This is a genomic window from Pseudomonas sp. FEN (assembly GCF_904067045.1).
GTDB lineage: Bacteria > Pseudomonadota > Gammaproteobacteria > Pseudomonadales > Pseudomonadaceae > Aquipseudomonas.
Genome location: NZ_CAJFDC010000002.1, coordinates 1 through 17,246 on the forward strand (window position 1 = coordinate 1; position 17,246 = coordinate 17,246).

Sequence of the window (17,246 nt, forward strand, 5' to 3'; positions counted from 1 at the left end):
GCCGTCGGAGCTGGAGACCCGCATGGGTAAGCCTGGCGGTTTGTCGACCTTGTTCAGCGGTTCGCGCCAGGCCCAGTACTGGCAGCAGTTCACCGAGCTGTACACGAATATTTCCCGCGAGGCCGAAGAGGATTTCCAGGACCTGTTCGGTCGGGAGTTCAGTCGGCGTATGAGGAACACAGTGCGCGGTTGCGCAAGGGATAAGGCATTGAGAACGCCACGGACCTGTAGGAGCAGGCGCCGCGAAGCTTTTAGCGATCTCGAGGGCCTCTTCGCGGACAGGCTCCGCTCCCACAATAGAACGAGTCGTATGCAGGTTTTGTGTACGGCGCAAAACCTGTGGGAGCGCAGCTTGCCCGCGAAGAGGCCAGCATAGGCACCACAGTTCCAAGGCTTGGTCGCAAAACAGGATTTAACGGAAAGTTCATAACGTCATTGAGGACGCAGGATGATTTACCGAGTTTTACTGGCCGCAGCCCTCACGCTGTTGCTCGGCGCATGTGCCAAGGACGCGGTTGCTCCACCACCCGCCGAGGCGCCCGTTGCCGATAGCGCCAGCGCTTCCCTGCATTTCCACGCCATTGCCGGTCTCAATCCCGGTGCCGACGGCGTGCCCGCCCCCGTGCGCGTGCGGATTTTCGAGCTGAAGAACAGCGCCAACTTCAATCGTGCCGACTACTTCGCCCTGGCCGAACGTGCCCAGGCGACCCTCGGTGCCGACCTGATCGACCAGGACGAAGTCCTGGTCCAGCCTGGCGAGCAGATGAGTCTCGAGCGGGCACTCAACCCGGCGACCCGTCAGGTCGGCCTGGTGGTGGGCTATCGCGAGATCGACCAAGCGCTCTGGCGCACGCTGCTGACCATCGCCCCAAGCAGCTCAACGACTATCAGATCAGCCTCGATGTGCGTGCCGTGCGCAGCGCCGTCGTCGTGACCCCAACCCGCACCGCCCCCTAGGCAAACGGAGAAGCCATGTCCTGGAACAATCGAGTGGTCTGGTCGGAAGGCATGTTCATTGGAACGCAGCACTTCCAGCAGCATGACCGTTATCTGGAAAACCTGATCGATGCCCGCAGCCGCCCATTGGCCGTCGGCGCCTGGGGTTTTTCCGAGCTGCTGATCGACCAGGGCCTGGCCCAGGGCAAGCTGGCCATCGTCTCGGCCCGGGGCCTGTTGCCGGACGGCACGCCGTTCAACATTCCCGTTGATGACCTGGCACCGAGCCCGCTGACCATCGCAGACCATCTGCGCGATGGCCTGGTCTATCTGGCCTTGCCGCTCAAGCGCGCGGGCTCGCGGGACACCGTCGACGAAGGCGAGGAACTGGGCGGCGCACGCTACCTGAGCCAGGTCCGCGAAGTACGTGACGATAACGCGCCGTTCGAGAACCGTGCGCCGGTGGCCCTGGGTTCGCGGGCCTTGCGCTTGTTGACCGGCGAGGATGGCCTGGGCGACTACGCCGCCATTGGGCTGGTACGGGTCAAGGAAAAACGTGCCGACCGCGCCTGGTCCTCGACGACAGCTATGTGCCGCCGGTACTCGACGTCGCGGCGAGTAAGCCGCTGATGGCGTTTCGCAGTGAACTGCTGGGTCTGCTGCACCAGCGTGGCGAGGCCCTGGCCGGGCGGGTGGTGGCTTCGGGCGCGGTGGTGCCTCGGAGATCGCCGATTTCATGCTGCTGCAACTGGTCAACCGCGCCCAACCATTGATCAGCCATCTGAACCAGATCAGCCCCTTGCACCCGGAGCGCCTGTACAGCGAGCTGGTGAGCCTGGCTGGTGAGTTTTCCACGTTCGCCAGCAGCGGTCGGCGTCCGCCGCGTTCCCGGCGTATCAGCACGATGACCTGGCGTTGAGCTTCGCTCCGGTCATGCAGCTTGCGCGAAGCCCTGTCGATGCTGATCGACAGCAAGGCGACGCCGATTCCGATTGTCGAGAAAGCCTATGGCATCCATGTGGCGATGCTGGCCGACCGCAGCCTGATCGACAACGCCAGCTTCATCCTCGTGGTGCGCGCCGATATCCCCAGCGAAACCTGCGCGGACGTTTCGCCCAGCAGAGCAAGGTCGGTTCGGTGGAGCACATCCGCGACCTGGTCCAACTTGCAACTGCCGGGTATCGGCCTGCTGCCGTGCCGGTGGCGCCGCGGCAGATTCCGTTCCATGCCGGGTCGACCTACTACGAACTCGACCGGGGCAGCGGCATTGGAAGCAGCTGCAGAACTCCGGTGGCTTTGCGTTCCATGTCGCCGGCGATTTTCCCGGTTTGAACCTGGCCTTCTGGGCCATCCGAGGGTAAGCGGCGATGAGTGCCAACGATGATCCGTCGGGCCAATCGGTGCCCGCCAACGACCGTACCCAGTTCATGCCGCGCCCCGGTGGCCGGGCGCCGGAGCCCGCCCGGGCTGAACCTGCGGCAGCGCTGTCGGTGCCGGCCGCGCCGCTGCCGGTCGGCCAGTCGCAAGGCCTGAACCCGCTGGAGAGCGCCGCCGGGCCCTTGCTGGCTCTGCTGACGCGGCTGCGCAACACCATTGCCCATCCAGCGCCGGCCAGCTTGCGGGCGCAGTTGCTGGCCTATCTGCGGCAGTTCGAGGAACGCGCCGAAGGCGCCGGTATTGCGCGCAACGACGTGTTGCTGGCGCGCTATGCGCTGTGCACCGCTCTCGACGAGGCAGTGCTGAGCACGCCTTGGGGCAGTGGCGGCGACTGGGGCAAGCAGAGCCTGCTGATCACCGTGCACAATGAAGCCTGGGGGGGCGAGAAAGTCTTCCAGTTGCTCGACCATTGCCTGCAAAGCCCGCGCGAGCGCCTGTACCTGTTGGAGCTGTTGTACTTGTGCATCTGCCTGGGCTTCGAAGGCCGTTACCGGGTGATGATCGATGGGCGCAGCCAGCTCGATGCCCTGCGCGAACGCACCAGCGCGGCGATTCGCAGTGCCCGTGGCGAATACGAGCGCGAGCTGTCGCCGCACTGGCGCGGCCTGACAGTGGCGCGTGACCGGTTGAGCCAGTTCATGCCGCCCTGGGTCGGCATCGCCATCGGCCTGGCATTGCTGTTGGCGCTGTTGTTCGGCCTGCGCCTGAAGCTGGCCGCCGATGCCGAGCCGGTGTTTCGCATATCCACGCGCTGGGCGAGATCCCGGTGCAGACCATCGACCGTCCGGTGGTCCAGCCCAAGGTGGTGGAGCGGCCACGCCTGGCCGGTTTCCTCGCCGATGACATCAAGGCCGGCAAGGTTGCGGTGGAAGACAAGGTCGACCGCTCGGTGGTCACCATTCGCGGCGACGAACTCTTTGCCTCGGCCAGTTCCAGCATTGTCGACGACTACCAGCCGTTGATGCTGCGTATCGCCGATGCCATTGGCAAAGTGAAGGGCCAGGTGCGGGTCACCGGTCACAGCGACAACCGGCCCATCGCGACCCTGCGCTTCCCGTCCAACTGGGCGCTGTCCAGGCCCGCGCCGAGCAGGTGTTGCAGATCCTCGCGGCGAAGACTGGCACGCCTGCGCGCTTCAGCGCCGAAGGGCGCAGCGACACCGAACCGCTGGCCTCGAACGCCCACGGCCGAGGGTCGGGCGAAGAATCGTCGGGTGGAAATCACAGTCTTGGCGGAGGGAGTCGAGTGAAGGCGTTTTTTGGTTTTGTCGTTCGCTGGGTGATCCCGTTGCTGGGGCTGATCGCCTTGAGCCTGATCATCTGGTTCGTCGGCCCATTGCTGGAAGTGTTGGTGCCGGAGGGGCGGCGTTGGGCACTGATCGTGCTGATTTTCGCCGGTGTGGATCGCCTACCGCGTGTTCCGCCTGATCCAGGCCCGGCGCCAGGCGGCCAAGGTCATGCAGAGCCTGGCCGCGGAACCCCGCCGGATCCCGCAGTGTCGCCACCGCGAGGAACTGGCGACCCTGCGCCAGCGCATGGCCGAGGCCCTGGCGCTGCTCAAGAAAGCCAAGCTCGGCGGTGACGAGCGTCGCAACCTGTATGAGCTGCCGTGGTATGTGATCATCGGCCCGCCGGGTTCGGGCAAGACCACCGCGCTGGTCAACTCCGGGCTGCATTTCCCATTGGCCGCGCAGTTCGGCGCCGGGGCGATCCGCGGTGTCGGCGGTACACGCAACTGCGACTGGTGGTTCACCGACGAAGCGGTGCTGCTGGACACCGCCGGGCGCTACACCACCCAGGACAGCCATGCCCAGGTGGACAAGGCGGCCTGGCTGGGTTTCCTCGACCTGTTGAAGACCCAGCGTTCACGGCGGCCCATCGACGGTGCCTTTATCGCCATCAGTCTGTCGGACCTGCTGCTCGGCACCGACGCCGAGCGCGCCGCCCATGCCACGGCGATCCGCGCGCGGATCCAGGAGTTGTATACCCAGCTCGGCGTGCGTTTCCCGATCTACCTGATGCTGACCAAGCTCGACCTGGTGCCAGGGTTCATGGAGTTTTTCGACGCCCTGAGCAAGGAAGAGCGGGCCCAGGTCTGGGGCATGACCTTTGACCTGGACGACGGCAAGCACGCCGAAGGGCCGCTGGTGCGGTTCCGCGAAGAATTTGCCGGCCTTGAGCAGCGCCTCAATGCGCGGCTGGTGGAGCGTCTGCAACAGGAGCGCGACCCGGCACGGCGCGACCTGATCTACGGTTTCCCGCAGCAGTTCGGCGCATTGAAGACCTGCCTGCAGGATTTCCTCGACGGTGTGTTCAAGCCCAATGCCTATGAAGATCGTGCCTTGCTGCGCGGCGTGTACTTCACCAGTGGCACCCAGGAAGGCAGCCCCATCGACCGCCTGATCGGCGCCATGGCCAGAGCATGAACCTGGACCGCCAGCAGTTGGCGCGCCAGACGGGCAGCGGGCGCAGCTACTTCATCGAGAAGCTGTTCACCGCCGTGGCCTTCGCGAGCGTGGTCTGGTGGGGGTCAACCCCAAGGTCGAACAACGCCGTAAATGGCTGGCACGCGGGGTGCTGGCGGCCACGGTCGCGGTGGTGTTGGTGGTCGGTACGCTCTGGTGGGTGAGTTTCCGCGCCAACGAGGCGTACATCGCCCAGGTCGACCAGAAGGTCGCGCCCCTGGGTCAGAGCGTGCAGAACCTCAGCTCGGCGCAACGCGATGTGCTGGCGGTGTTGCCGTTGCTCAATGCGGTCAAGTACCTGGCCGGCGACGCGCCGGGCTGGGCCGAAGGCCTGGGCCTGTACCAGGGCGACATGCTCGAAGCCGAATCCGCCAGCGTCTATCGCAAGTTGCTGATCGCGGTGTTCGCGCCACGCTTGCTGACCCGTGTCGAGGAGCAACTGCACAGCGGCGGCAATTCGGACTTCCTTTACGAGGGCCTGAAAGCCTACTTGATGCTGGCCGACAACGAGCATTACGACCCGCAGTTCATCAAGGCCTGGATCGCCCTCGACTGGGACCGCAGCCTGCCGCGGGATTTGCCGCCGGAGCAGCGCGCCGCCCTCGGCGAACATCTGCAAGCGCTGTTCGAGCGTCGTCCACCGAATGCCCGGCTGGACGAGCGGCTGAATCGACGACTTGCGCCGGCAACTGCAGCAACTGCCGGTGGCGCAACGGGTCTATGACCGGGTCAAACGCCAGAAACTGCCGGAAGGCGTGCCGGACTTTCGCCTGAACGAGGCCGCCGGACGGGATGCGGCGTTGGTGTTCAGTCGCAAGAGCGGCAAGCCCTGGGCGATCCCCTGAGCGGCTTCTTCACCGTCAGGTTATCGACAGGCCTTCCTGCTGACCAGCCTGAACCAAGCCAATACCCTGGCCGAAGAGCAGTGGGTGTTGGGTCGCGACCCGGCCGAACAGCAGAATGTCGCCAGCCTGGCGGCGGATGTGCGGCGCCTGTATTTCCAGGACTACCTGCGCCAGTGGGACGCCTTGCTCGCCGATATCGACTTCGTGCCGATCACCAGCGTGGCCCAGGCCTCCGACGTGCTGCGGGTGATTTCCGGTCCGACCTCGCGCTGAAGAAACTGTTGCTGGCGGTGGCCAAGGAAACCGATCTGCAACAGGAAGAACGGCTGCTGGCGGCCCAGGGCAGCCGGTCGCGGGTAATGTCGACCAGCTCAAGCAACGCCTGGGCTCCCTGCTCGGTCAGGAACAGGCGGCGGGCAACAGCGCGCCAGTGGACAGCCAGGACCCGGTGAGCGCGCACTTCGCCGAGCTCAATGCCCTGGTCAACAAGGGCGAAGGCGAGCCGGCGGCCATCGACGCCTTGCTGGCGGACCTGAATGCGCTCTATGTGCAGGTCAGCGCCATGTCCGGTGCCAGCGGCGATGCCCTGCTCGGCGAGGCGAAGAACCAGGCCTCGGCCGCCGCGACGCGGGTCAGCCTGACGCCGAACGCCAGCCACCGCTGGTCCAGGGGCTGGTCAAATCGGTGGTCAGCTCGACTACCAATAGCATGATGGGGGGCGTGCGCAGCCAACTGAACGCGGCCTGGACCAGTGAAGTGGTGAACGTCTACCGGCAATCCCTCAGTGGCCGTTATCCGCTGGCGCCTGGCAGTGCCCGGGATGCGACGCTGGAGGACTTCGGCCTGTTCTTCGGGGTCGGTGGGGTGATGGACAACTACTTCCGCAAGTACCTGCAACCCTACGTCGACACTTCGACGACGCCTTGGCGCTGGCAGCCGGGAGCGGCGCAGAAACTGGGCATCTCGCCCGGGGTGTTGCAGACCTTCCAGCGTGCCGCGGCGATTCGCGATGCGTTCTTCCGCTCCGGCGGCACCCAGCCGACCGTGCGTTTTGAGCTCAAACCGGTGGCGATGGACGCTTCCATCAGCCAGTTCCAGCTTGAGCTCGACGGCCAGCAGGTCGGCTATGACCACGGTCCGAGTCGGCCGGTGGCGATGCAATGGCCGAACCCCGGCAGCGTCGGCGTGGTTCGCCTGTCGATCTCGCCGCCGTCGGCCAGCGGGCGCTCCGGGATCACCCTGGACGGGCCCTGGCCTGGTTCCGCCTGCTGGAGCAATCGGACCTGGTGGCGGGTAACTCACCGGATCGTTTCAACCTGCGGCTGCGGGTGGACGGCGCGAGCATTTCCTACGAACTGCGCGCGAGCAGTGCCTTCAACCCGTTCAAGAGCCGCGTGCTCAGCGGCTTCAGCCTGCCGGAGCGGCTATGACGACAGCAGGTTTCTACGGCAAGCTGGCCAGTCGCGGCGACTTTGTCAGCCGCGGCCTGCCGCAGAGCTTTATCCAGCCCTGGGATGCCTGGTTGGCCTCGGGTTGCTCGCCAGCCAGCAGCAATTGGGGGCTGATTGGCTGAACGTGTACCTGGTCAGTCCGCTCTGGCGTTTTGTGCTGGCCGCGGGTGTCTGCGGCCGGATGCGCTGGCTGGGGTGTTGATGCCAAGCATCGATCGGGTCGGGCGCTACTTTCCGCTGACCGTGGCCCAGCCCCTCGATCCCGGACACGCCTTGACGGCGGTGCTCGGCGGCGCGGACAGCTGGTTCGAGCAGGTCGAAACCCTGTTGCTGGCGACCCTGGAAGAGGGCGCTGGCTCGAGGTGTTCGATCAGGGCGTCGAGGACCTGGGCGGCTTGCCGTCGCCAACAAGGTGCCCTCCAGCGACTTCGTCGGATTGCAGCGCCTGGCCGCGCTCGACGCGCCGAGCCGTGTCAGCGCCCTGGCCGAACAGGCCTGCGTCGCAGCAGCCTCTGGTGGGGGCGTGGCTCGCAGCGGATCGAGGCGGGACTGATGCGTTGCGCGGCCTGCCGGCGACCGCCGATTTCGGCAGTTTTCTTCTGGCAAGGGGCATCGATCTAGATGGCTCACGCACCTGCAATCACTTACCAGTCGGCCAGCTACAGCCATGTTGGCATGGTCCGACAGATCAACGAGGACGCCTTCCTGGAACTGCCCGGCGCCGGGCTCTGGGTGGTGGCCGACGGCATGGGCGACACGCGGCGGGGACTATGTCAGCAGCCTGATCGTCGACACCCTGCGCCGCGTTCCACCTCGGACGCCCTGGCGATCTACACCACGGCCCTGCGCACGCGGTTGGCCGAGGTCAATGCCGCGGTGCGCGAGGAAACGCCAACCGTGGCGTGGCCATGATGGGCAGCACCGTGTGCTGTTGGCGGTACGCGCGCCGAGGGCGTCTGCCTGTGGGCCGGCGACAGTCGCCTGTATCGCCTGCGCGACGGCCAGTTGGAGAGCATTTCGCGCGATCACAGCTACGTCCAGGACCTGCAGGACAGCGGCCTGCTCAGCGAGGCCGAGGCGCGGGTGCACCCGCGGCGAACATCGTCACCCGGGCCATCGGCGTGGAGGCGCAACTGGAGTTGTCGATGGTGCCGTTCCAGGTGTTGCCCGGAGACACTACCTACTGTGCAGCGACGGCCTGAACAAGACGCCGAGGACGCCGAGATCCGCGATGTGCTGGTGCACGCCGACCCCTATGACGTGGTTCGCAGCCTGGTGCACCTGGGCCTGACCCGGGCGCCCCGACAACATTACGGCGATTGTCGTCAAGCCACCTGAAGACCCCGACACCATGGATATTCTGATTCCCGGATTCGATATAGGCGAGGAGATTGGCGAAGGCGCCATGGCGACCGTCTACCTGGCGACCCAACGGTCGCTGGAGCGCAAGTGGCGCTGAAAGTGATGGCGGCCGCGCTGGCCGCCGACCCGACCTTCTGCGGCGTTTCTGCGCGAAGGTCGGACCCTGGCGCGACTGTCGCATCCGAATACGGTGACGATCCACGACATCGGCAATGTCGGCGAGCTGTATTACATGGCGATGGAGTACCTGCCCAATGGCACGCTCAAGGAGCGGATCGCGGCGGGCTGAGCCCGGAGCAAGGATGGCGTATGTCCGCCAGATCGCTTCGGCCTGGTTATGCCCATGCCCAGGGGTTGGTGCACCGCGATGTAAAGCCGCCAACCTTTCCGCGCCGACGGCACGCGGTGCTCTCGGACTTGGCATCGCCAAGTCGCTGGACGATCGGACCCAGTTCCCCAGCCGGGTTTGCCGGGAGCATCGGCAGCCGTGGGCAGGGGCCGTTGGCCCGACGGGTTCATGAAACGCCAGGGCCTGCCGGCTGAGGTCCTGGCCACCGCCGGGCCTAGGGGGGCGGCAGGCGGGGACTGGGCCGATGTCAGCGACTTGATCAGTCCGACACCCGTGCCGTCGCGCGGAACAGGATGGCCGGCTTCATCCGGTGCACCACCTGGCATGGCATAACCCGCCGAAGCGATCTGGCGGACATACGCCAATCCTTGCTCCGGGCTCAGCCCCGCCGCGATCCGCTCCTTGAGCGTGCCATTGGGCAGGTACTCCATCGCATGTAATACAGCTCGCCGACATTGCCGATGTCCGTGGATCGTCACCGTATTCGGATGCGACAGTCGCGCCAGGGTCCGACTTCGGCAGGAAAAACGCTCGCAGAAGGTCGGTCCGGCGGCCAGCGCGGCCGCCATCACTTTCAGCGCCACCTTGCGCTCCAGCGACCGTTGGGTCGCCAGTAACGGTCGCCATGCGCCTTCGCCAATCTCCTCGCTATATCGAACCGGGAATCAGAATATCCATGGTGTCGGGTCTTCAGGTGGCTTTGACGACAATCGCCGTAAGTTGTCGGGGGCGCCCCGGGTCAGGCCCAGGTGCACCAGGCTGCGAACCACGTCATAGGGTCGGCGTGCACCAGCACATCGCGGATCTCGGCGTCCTCGGCGGTCTTGTTCAGGCCGTCGCTGCACAGTAGGTAGGTGTCTCCGGCAACACCTGGAACGGCACCATCGACAACTCCAGTTGCGCCTCCACGCCGATGCCCGGGTGACGATGTTCGCCCGCGGGTGCACCCGCGCCTCGGCCTCGCTGAGCAGGCCGCTGTCCTGCAGGTCCTGGACGTAGCTGTGATCGCGCGAAATGCTCTCCAACTGGCCGTCGCGCAGGCGATACAGGCGACTGTCGCCGGCCCACAGGCAGACGCCCTCGGCGCCGCGTACCGCCAACAGCACCACGGTGCTGCCCATCATGGCCACGCCACGGTTGGCGGTTTCCTCGCGCACCGCGGCATTGACCTCGGCCAACCGCGTGCGCAGGGCCGTGGTGTAGATCGCCAGGGCGTCCGAGGGTGGAACGCGGCGCAGGGTGTCGACGATCAGGCTGCTGACATAGTCCCCCGCCGCGTGTCCGCCCATGCCGTCGGCCACCACCCCAGAGCCCGGCGCCGGGCAGTTCCAGGAAGGCGTCCTCGTTGATCTGTCGGACCATGCCAACATGGCTGTAGCTGGCCGACTGGTAAGTGATTGCAGGTGCGTGAGCCATCTAGATCGATGCCCCCTTGCCCAGAAGAAAACTGCCGAAATCGGCGGTCGCCGGCAGGCCCGCGCAACGCATCAGTCCCGCCTCGATCCGCTGCGAGCCACGCCCCCACCAGAGGCTGCTGCCGACGCAGGCCTGTTCGGCCAGGGCGCTGACACGGCTCGGCGCGTCGAGCGCGGCCAGGCGCTGCAATCCGACGAAGTCGCTGGAGGGCACCTTGTGGCGAACGGCAAGCCGCCCAGGTCCTCGACGCCCTGATCGAACACCTCGAAGCCAGCGCCCTCTTCCAGGGTCGCCAGCAACAGGGTTTCGACCTGCTCGAACCAGCTGTCCGCGCCGCCGAGCACCGCCGTCAAGGCGTGTCCGGGATCGAGGGGCTGGGCCACGGTCAGCGGAAAGTAGCGCCCGACCCGATCGATGCTTGGCATCAACACCCCAGCCAGCGCATCCGGCCCGCAGACACCCGCGGCCAGCACAAAACGCCAGAGCGGACTGACCAGGTACACGTTCAGCCAATCAGCCCCCAATTGCTGCTGGCTGGCGAGCAACCCCGAGGCCAACCAGGCATCCCAGGGCTGGATAAAGCTCTGCGGCAGGCCGCGGCTGACAAAGTCGCCGCGACTGGGCCAGCTTGCCGTAGAAACCTGCTGTCGTCATAGCCGCTCCGGCAGGCTGAAGCCGCTGAGCACGCGGCTCTTGAACGGGTTGAAGGCACTGCTCGCGCGCAGTTCGTAGGAAATGCTCGCGCCGTCCACCCGCAGCCGCAGGTTGAAACGATCCGGTGAGTTACCCGCCACCAGGTCCGATTGCTCCAGCAGGCGAACCAGGCCCAGGGCCCGTCCAGGGTGATCCCGGAGCGCCCGCTGGCCGACGGCGGCGAGATCGACAGGCGAACCACGCCGACGCTGCCGGGGTTCGGCCATTGCATCGCCACCGGCCGACTCGGACCGTGGTCATAGCCGACCTGCTGGCCGTCGAGCTCAAGCTGGAACTGGCTGATGGAAGCGTCCATCGCCACCGGTTTGAGCTCAAAACGCACGGTCGGCTGGGTGCCGCCGGAGCGGAAGAACGCATCGCGAATCGCCGCGGCACGCTGGAAGGTCTGCAACACCCCGGGCGAGATGCCCAGTTTCTGCGCCGCTCCCGGCTGCCAGCGCCAAGGCGTCGTCGAAGTGTCGACGTAGGGTTGCAGGTACTTGCGGAATAGTTGTCCATCACCCCACCGACCCCGAAGAACAGGCCGAAGTCCTCCAGCGTCGCATCCCGGGCACTGCCAGGCGCCAGCGGATAACGGCCACTGAGGGATTGCCGGTAGACGTTCACCACTTCACTGGTCCAGGCCGCGTTCAGTTGGCTGCGCACGCCCCCCATCATGCTATTGGTAGTCGAGCTGACCACCGATTTGACCAGCCCCTGGACCAGCGGTGGCTGGCGTTCGGCGGTCAGGCTGACCCGCGTCGCGGCGGCCGAGGCCTGGTTCTTTCGCCTCGCCGAGCAGGGCATCGCCGCTGGCACCGGACATGGCGCTGACCTGCACATAGAGCGCATTCAGGTCCGCCAGCAAGGCGTCGATGGCCGCCGGCTCGCCTTCGCCCTTGTTGACCAGGGCATTGAGCTCGGCGAAGTGCGCGCTCACCGGGTCCTGGCTGTCCACTGGCGCGCTGTTGCCCGCCGCCTGTTCCTGACCGAGCAGGGAGCCCAGGCGTTGCTTGAGCTGGTCGACATTACCCGCGACCGGCTTGCCCTGGGCCGCCAGCAGCCGTTCTTCCTGTTGCAGATCGGTTTCCTTGGCCACCGCCAGCAACAGTTTCTTCAGCGGCGAGGTCGGACCGGAAATCACCCGCAGCACGTCGGAGGCCTGGGCCACGCTGGTGATCGGCACGAAGTCGATATCGGCGAGCAAGGCGTCCCACTGGCGCAGGTAGTCCTGGAAATACAGGCGCCGCACATCCGCCGCCAGGCTGGCGACATTCTGCTGTTCGGCCGGGTCGCGACCCAACACCCACTGCTCTTCGGCCAGGGTATTGGCTTGGTTCAGGCTGGTCAGCAGGAAGGCCTGTCGATAACCCTTGACGGTGAAGAAGCCGCTCAGGGGATCGCCCAGGGGCTTGCCGCTCTTGCGACTGAACACCAACGCCGCATCCCGTCCGGCGGCCTCGTTCAGGCGAAAGTCCGGCACGCCTTCCGGCAGTTTCTGGCGTTTGACCCGGTCATAGACCCGTTGCGCCACCGGCAGTTGCTGCAGTTGCCGGCGCAAGTCGTCGATCAGCCGCTCGTCCAGCCGGGCATTCGGTGGACGACGCTCGAACAGCGCTTGCAGATGTTCGCCGAGGGCGGCGCTGCTCCGGCGGCAAATCCCGCGGCAGGCTGCGGTCCCAGTCGAGGGCGATCCAGGCCTTGATGAACTGCGGGTCGTAATGCTCGTTGTCGGCCAGCATCAAGTAGGCTTTCAGCCCCTCGTAAAGGAAGTCCGAATTGCCGCCGCTGTGCAGTTGCTCCTCGACACGGGTCAGCAAGCGTGGCGCGAACACCGCGATCAGCAACTTGCGATAGACGCTGGCGGATTCGGCTTCGAGCATGTCGCCCTGGTACAGGCCCAGGCCTTCGGCCCAGCCCGGCGCGTCGCCGGCCAGGTACTTGACCGCATTGAGCAACGGCAACACCGCCAGCACATCGCGTTGCGCCGAGCTGAGGTTCTGCACGCTCTGACCCAGGGGCGCGACCTTCTGGTCGACCTGGGCGATGTACGCCTCGTTGGCGCGGAAACTCACCCACCAGAGCGTACCGACCACCAACACCACCGCGACCGTGGCCGCCAGCACCCCGCGTGCCAGCCATTTACGGCGTTGTTCGACCTTGGGGTTGACCCCCACCAGACCACGCTCGGCGAAGGCCACGGCGGTGAACAGCTTCTCGATGAAGTAGCTGCGCCCGCTGCCCGTCTGGCGCGCCAACTGCTGGCGGTCCAGGTTCATGCTCTGGCCATGGCGCCGATCAGGCGGTCGATGGGGCTGCCTTCCTGGGTGCCACTGGTGAAGTACACGCCGCGCAGCAAAGGCACGATCTTCATAGGCATTGGGCTTGAACACACCGTCGAGGAAATCCTGCAGGCAGGTCTTCAATGCGCCGAACTGCTGCGGGAAACCGTAGATCAGGTCGCGCCGTGCCGGGTCGCGCTCCTGTTGCAGACGCTCCACCAGCCGCGCATTGAGGCGCTGCTCAAGGCCGGCAAATTCTTCGCGGAACCGCACCAGCGGCCCTTCGGCGTGCTTGCCGTCGTCCAGGTCAAAGGTCATGCCCCAGACCTGGGCCCGCTCTTCCTTGTCAGGGCGTCGAAAAAACTCCATGAACCCTGGCACCAGGTCGAGCTTGGTCAGCATCAGGTAGATCGGGAAACGCACGCCGAGCTGGGTATACAACTCCTGGATCCCGCGCGCGGATCGCCGTGGCATGGGGCGGCGCGCTCGGCGTCGGTGCCGAGCAGCAGGTCCGACAGACTGATGGCGAATAAAGGCACCGTCGATGGGCCGCCGTGAACGCTGGGTCTTCAACAGGTCGAGGAAAACCCAGCCAGGCCGCCTTGTCCACCTGGGCATGGCTGTCCTGGGTGGTGTAGCGCCCGGCGGTGTCCAGCAGCACCGCTTCGTCGGTGAACCACCAGTCGCAGTTGCGTTGTACCGCCGACACCGCGGATCGCCCCGGCGCCGAACTGCGCGGCCAATGGGAAATGCAGCCCGGAGTTGACCAGCGCGGTGTCTTGCCCGAACCCGGCGGGCCGATGATCACATACCACGGCAGCTCATACAGGTTGCGACGCTCGTCACCGCCGAGCTTGGCTTTCTTGAGCAGCGCCAGGGCCTCGGCCATGCGCTGGCGCAGGGTCGCCAGTTCCTCGGCGGTGGCGACACTGGCGGGATCCGGCGGGGTTTCCGCGGCCAGGCTCTGCATGACCTTGGCCGCCTGGCGCCGGGCCTGGATCAGGCGGAACACGCGGTAGGGCGATCCACACCGCGAAAATCAGCACGATCAGTGCCCAACGCCGCCCCTCCGGCACCAACACTTCCAGCAATGGGCCGACGAACCAGATGATCAGGCTCAAGGCGATCAGCCCCAGCAACGGGATCACCAGCGAACGACAAAACCAAAAAACGCCTTCACTCGACTCCCTCCGCCAAGACTGTGATTTCCACCCGACGATTCTTCGCCCGACCCTCGGCCGTGGCGTTCGAGGCCAGCGGTTCGGTGTCGCTGCGCCCTTCGGCGCTGAAGCGCGCAGGCGTGCCAGTCTTCGCCGCGAGGATCTGCAACACCTGCTCGGCGCGGGCCTGGGACAGCGCCCAGTTGGACGGGAAGCGCAGGGTCGCGATGGGCCGGTTGTCGCTGTGACCGGTGACCCGCACCTGGCCCTTCACTTTGCCAATGGCATCGGCGATACGCAGCATCAACGGCTGTAGTCGTCGACAATGCTGGAACTGGCCGAGGCAAAGAGTTCGTCGCCGCGAATGGTGACCACCGAGCGGTCGACCTTGTCTTCCACCGCAACCTTGCCGGCCTTGATGTCATCGGGCGAGGAAACCGGCCAGGCGTGGCCGCTCCACCACCTTGGGCTGGACCACCGGACGGTCGATGGTCTGCACCGGGATCTCGCCCAGCGCGTGGATATTGCGAAACACCGGCTCGGCATCGGCGGCCAGCTTCAGGCGCAGGCCGAACAACAGCGCCAACAGCAATGCCAGGCCGATGGCGATTGCCGACCCAGGGCGGCATGAACTGGCTCAACCGGTCACGCGCCACTGTCAGGCCGCGCCAGTGCGGCGACAGCTCGCGCTCGTATTCGCCACGGGCACTGCGAATCGCCGCGCTGGTGCGTTCGCGCAGGGCATCGAGCTGGCTGCGCCCATCGATCATCACCCGGTAACGGCCTTCGAAGCCCAGGCAGATGCACAAGTACAACAGCTCCAACAGGTACAGGCGCTCGCGCGGGCTTTGCAGGCAATGTCGAGCAACTGGAAGACTTTCTCGCCCCCCCAGGCTTCATTGTGCACGGTGATCAGCAGGCTCTGCTTGCCCCAGTCGCCGCCACTGCCCCAAGGCGTGCTCAGCACTGCCTCGTCGAGAGCGGTGCACAGCGCATAGCGCGCCAGCAACACGTCGTTGCGCGCCAATACCGGCGCCTTCGGCGCGTTCCTCGAACTGCCGCAGATAGGCCAGCAACTGCGCCCGCAAGCTGGCCGGCGCTGGATGGGCAATGGTGTTGCGCAGCCGCGTCAGCAGAGCCAGCAAGGCCCGGCGGCGCTCTCCAGCGGGTTCAGGCCTTGCGACTGGCCGACCGGCAGCGGCGCGGCCGGCACCGACAGCGCTGCCGCAGGTTCAGCCCGGGCGGGCTCCGGCGCCCGGCCACCGGGGCGCGGCATGAACTGGGTACGGTCGTTGGCGGGCACCGATTGGCCCGACGGATCATCGTTGGCACTCATCGCCGCTTACCCTCGGATGGCCCAGAAGGCCAGGTTCAAACCGGGAAAATCGCCGGCGACATGGAACGCCAAAGCCACCGGAGTTCTGCAGCTGCTTCCAATGCTCGCTGCCCCGGTCGAGTTCGTAGTAGGTCGACCCGGCATGGAACGGAATCTGCCGCGGCGCCACCGGCAGCGGCAGCAGGCCGATACCCGGCAGTTGCAAGTTGACCAGGTCGCGGATGTGCTCCACCGAACCGACCTTGCTCTGCTGGGCGAAACGTCCGCGCAGGGTTTCGCTGGGGATATCGGCGCGCACCACGAGGATGAAGCTGGCGTTGTCGATCAGGCTGCGGTCGGCCAGCATCGCCACATGGATGCCATAGGCTTTCTCGACAATCGGAATCGGCGTCGCCTTGCTGTCGATCAGCATCGACAGGGCTTCGCGCAAGGCTGCATGACCGGAGCGAAGCTCAACGCCAGGTCATCGTGCTGATACGCCGGGAACGCGGCGGGACGCCGACCGCTGCTGGCGAACGTGGAAAACTCACCAGCCAGGCTCACCAGCTCGCTGTACAGGCGCTCCGGGTGCAAGGGGCTGATCTGGTTCAGATGGCTGATCAATGGTTGGGCGCGGTTGACCAGTTGCAGCAGCATGAAATCGGCGATCTCCGAGGCACCACCGGCGCCCGAAGCCACCACCCGCCCGGCCAGGGCCTCGCCACGCTGGTGCAGCAGACCCAGCAGTTCACTGCGAAACGCCATCAGCGGCTTACTCGCCGCGACGTCGAGTACCGGCGGCACATAGCTGTCGTCGAGGACCAGGGCGCGGTCGGCACGTTTTTCCTTGACCCGTACCAGCCCAATGGCGGCGTAGTCGCCCAGGCCATCCTCGCCGGTCAACAAGCGCAAGGCCCGCGAACCCAGGGCCACCGGCGCACGGTTCTCGAACGGCGCGTTATCGTCACGTACTTCGCGGACCTGGCTCAGGTAGCGTGCGCCGCCCAGTTCCTCGCCTTCGTCGACGGTGTCCCGCGAGCCCGCGCGCTTGAGCGGCAAGGCCAGATAGACCAGGCCATCGCGCAGATGGTCTGCGATGGTCAGCGGGCTCGGTGCCAGGTCATCAACGGGAATGTTGAACGGCGTGCCGTCCGGCAACAGGCCCCGGGCCGAGACGATGGCCAGCTGCCCTGGGCCAGCAGGCCCTGGTCGATCAGCAGCTCGGAAAAAACCCCAGGCGCCGACGGCCAATGGGCGGCTGCGGGCATCGATCAGGTTTTCCAGATAACGGTCATGCTGCTGGAAGTGCTGCGTTCCAATGAACATGCCTTCCGACCAGACCACTCGATTGTTCCAGGACATGGCTTCCGTTTGCCTAGGGGGCGGTGCGGGTTGGGGTCACGACGACGGCGCTGCGCACGGCACGCACATCGAGGCTGATCTGATAGTCGTTGAGCTGCTTGGGGGCGATGGTCAGCAGCGTGCGCCAGAGCGCTTGGTCGATCTCGCGATAGCCCACCACCAGGCCGACCTGAC

Annotated in this window: 7 protein-coding genes and 15 pseudogenes; 15 read left to right on the top strand and 7 right to left on the bottom strand. The window is 66.0% G+C overall.

The features are described 5' to 3' along the window. The 15 genes and pseudogenes from PFEN_RS30430 to PFEN_RS04960 form a co-directional block, all read left to right on the top strand. Nucleotides 1-204 (top strand): annotated as a pseudogene (locus tag PFEN_RS30430) (type VI secretion system-associated FHA domain protein); the annotation flags it as partial. Between the two features lie 244 nt (nucleotides 205-448). Beyond that, nucleotides 449-957: pseudogene (gene tssJ / locus PFEN_RS04930) on the top strand (type VI secretion system lipoprotein TssJ). 15 nt (nucleotides 958-972) lie between these two features. Then, nucleotides 973-1,566, top strand: a complete 594-nt coding sequence (tssK, locus tag PFEN_RS30950; RefSeq protein ID WP_263596583.1) for a type VI secretion system baseplate subunit TssK — start codon at nucleotides 973-975, stop codon at nucleotides 1,564-1,566. Further along, on the top strand, nucleotides 1,566-1,709 hold the full coding sequence (locus tag PFEN_RS30955; protein WP_263596584.1) for a hypothetical protein: 144 nt from the start codon (nucleotides 1,566-1,568) through the stop codon (nucleotides 1,707-1,709). Before tssK (PFEN_RS30950) ends, PFEN_RS30955 begins: the two co-directional genes overlap by 1 nt. Next, nucleotides 1,673-1,855: a type VI secretion system baseplate subunit TssK gene (tssK, locus tag PFEN_RS30960; RefSeq protein WP_263596585.1), complete on the top strand. Its 183-nt coding sequence runs from the start codon at nucleotides 1,673-1,675 to the stop codon at nucleotides 1,853-1,855. Before PFEN_RS30955 ends, tssK (PFEN_RS30960) begins: the two co-directional genes overlap by 37 nt. A gap of 21 nt (nucleotides 1,856-1,876) precedes the next feature. After that, entirely contained in the window at nucleotides 1,877-2,320 is a 444-nt protein-coding gene (gene tssK / locus PFEN_RS30965) for a type VI secretion system baseplate subunit TssK (protein ID WP_263596586.1), read from the top strand. Beyond that, nucleotides 2,304-3,622, top strand: a pseudogene (locus tag PFEN_RS04940) (DotU family type VI secretion system protein). The gene tssK (PFEN_RS30965) and the pseudogene PFEN_RS04940 overlap by 17 nt, the downstream one beginning before the upstream one ends. 165 nt (nucleotides 3,623-3,787) lie before the next feature. After that, entirely contained in the window at nucleotides 3,788-4,798 is a 1,011-nt protein-coding gene (tssM, locus tag PFEN_RS31285) for a type VI secretion system membrane subunit TssM (RefSeq protein ID WP_412071390.1), read from the top strand. A 97-nt stretch (nucleotides 4,799-4,895) separates the two neighbouring features. Then, on the top strand, nucleotides 4,896-5,561 hold the full coding sequence (locus PFEN_RS31290) for an ImcF-related family protein (protein WP_412071391.1): 666 nt from the start codon (nucleotides 4,896-4,898) through the stop codon (nucleotides 5,559-5,561). Beyond that, nucleotides 5,542-5,955, top strand: a pseudogene (locus PFEN_RS31295) (ImcF-related family protein). The gene PFEN_RS31290 and the pseudogene PFEN_RS31295 overlap by 20 nt, the downstream one beginning before the upstream one ends. A 175-nt stretch (nucleotides 5,956-6,130) precedes the next feature. Beyond that, complete coding sequence (locus PFEN_RS31300; protein ID WP_412071392.1) at nucleotides 6,131-6,394, top strand: hypothetical protein; 264 nt, start codon at nucleotides 6,131-6,133, stop codon at nucleotides 6,392-6,394. Further along, nucleotides 6,394-7,112 (top strand): annotated as a pseudogene (locus PFEN_RS31305) (type VI secretion IcmF C-terminal domain-containing protein). The gene PFEN_RS31300 and the pseudogene PFEN_RS31305 overlap by 1 nt, the downstream one beginning before the upstream one ends. Then, nucleotides 7,109-7,754 (top strand): annotated as a pseudogene (gene tagF, locus PFEN_RS04950) (type VI secretion system-associated protein TagF). Before PFEN_RS31305 ends, tagF (PFEN_RS04950) begins: the two co-directional pseudogenes overlap by 4 nt. Next, nucleotides 7,755-8,463, top strand: a pseudogene (locus PFEN_RS30435) (PP2C family protein-serine/threonine phosphatase); the annotation flags it as partial. 21 nt (nucleotides 8,464-8,484) lie between these two features. Continuing rightward, nucleotides 8,485-8,950: pseudogene (locus PFEN_RS04960) on the top strand (serine/threonine-protein kinase); the annotation flags it as partial. 289 nt (nucleotides 8,951-9,239) lie between these two features. On the opposite strand, the pseudogene PFEN_RS31310 reads toward PFEN_RS04960, so the two are convergent. The 7 pseudogenes from PFEN_RS31310 to PFEN_RS04990 all read right to left on the bottom strand — a co-directional run. Continuing rightward, nucleotides 9,240-9,428: pseudogene (locus PFEN_RS31310) on the bottom strand (hypothetical protein); the annotation flags it as partial. Between the two features lie 106 nt (nucleotides 9,429-9,534). Next, nucleotides 9,535-10,260, bottom strand: a pseudogene (locus tag PFEN_RS04965) (PP2C family protein-serine/threonine phosphatase). Next, nucleotides 10,261-10,914: pseudogene (tagF, locus tag PFEN_RS04970) on the bottom strand (type VI secretion system-associated protein TagF). It lies immediately after the preceding pseudogene. Next, nucleotides 10,911-14,415 (bottom strand): annotated as a pseudogene (gene tssM, locus PFEN_RS04975) (type VI secretion system membrane subunit TssM). The pseudogenes tagF (PFEN_RS04970) and tssM (PFEN_RS04975) overlap by 4 nt, the downstream one beginning before the upstream one ends. Then, nucleotides 14,412-15,731, bottom strand: a pseudogene (locus tag PFEN_RS04980) (DotU family type VI secretion system protein). The pseudogenes tssM (PFEN_RS04975) and PFEN_RS04980 overlap by 4 nt, the downstream one beginning before the upstream one ends. Next, nucleotides 15,715-17,072, bottom strand: a pseudogene (gene tssK / locus PFEN_RS04985) (type VI secretion system baseplate subunit TssK). The pseudogenes PFEN_RS04980 and tssK (PFEN_RS04985) overlap by 17 nt, the downstream one beginning before the upstream one ends. 13 nt (nucleotides 17,073-17,085) lie before the next feature. Beyond that, nucleotides 17,086-17,246, bottom strand: a pseudogene (locus tag PFEN_RS04990) (type VI secretion lipoprotein TssJ); the annotation flags it as partial.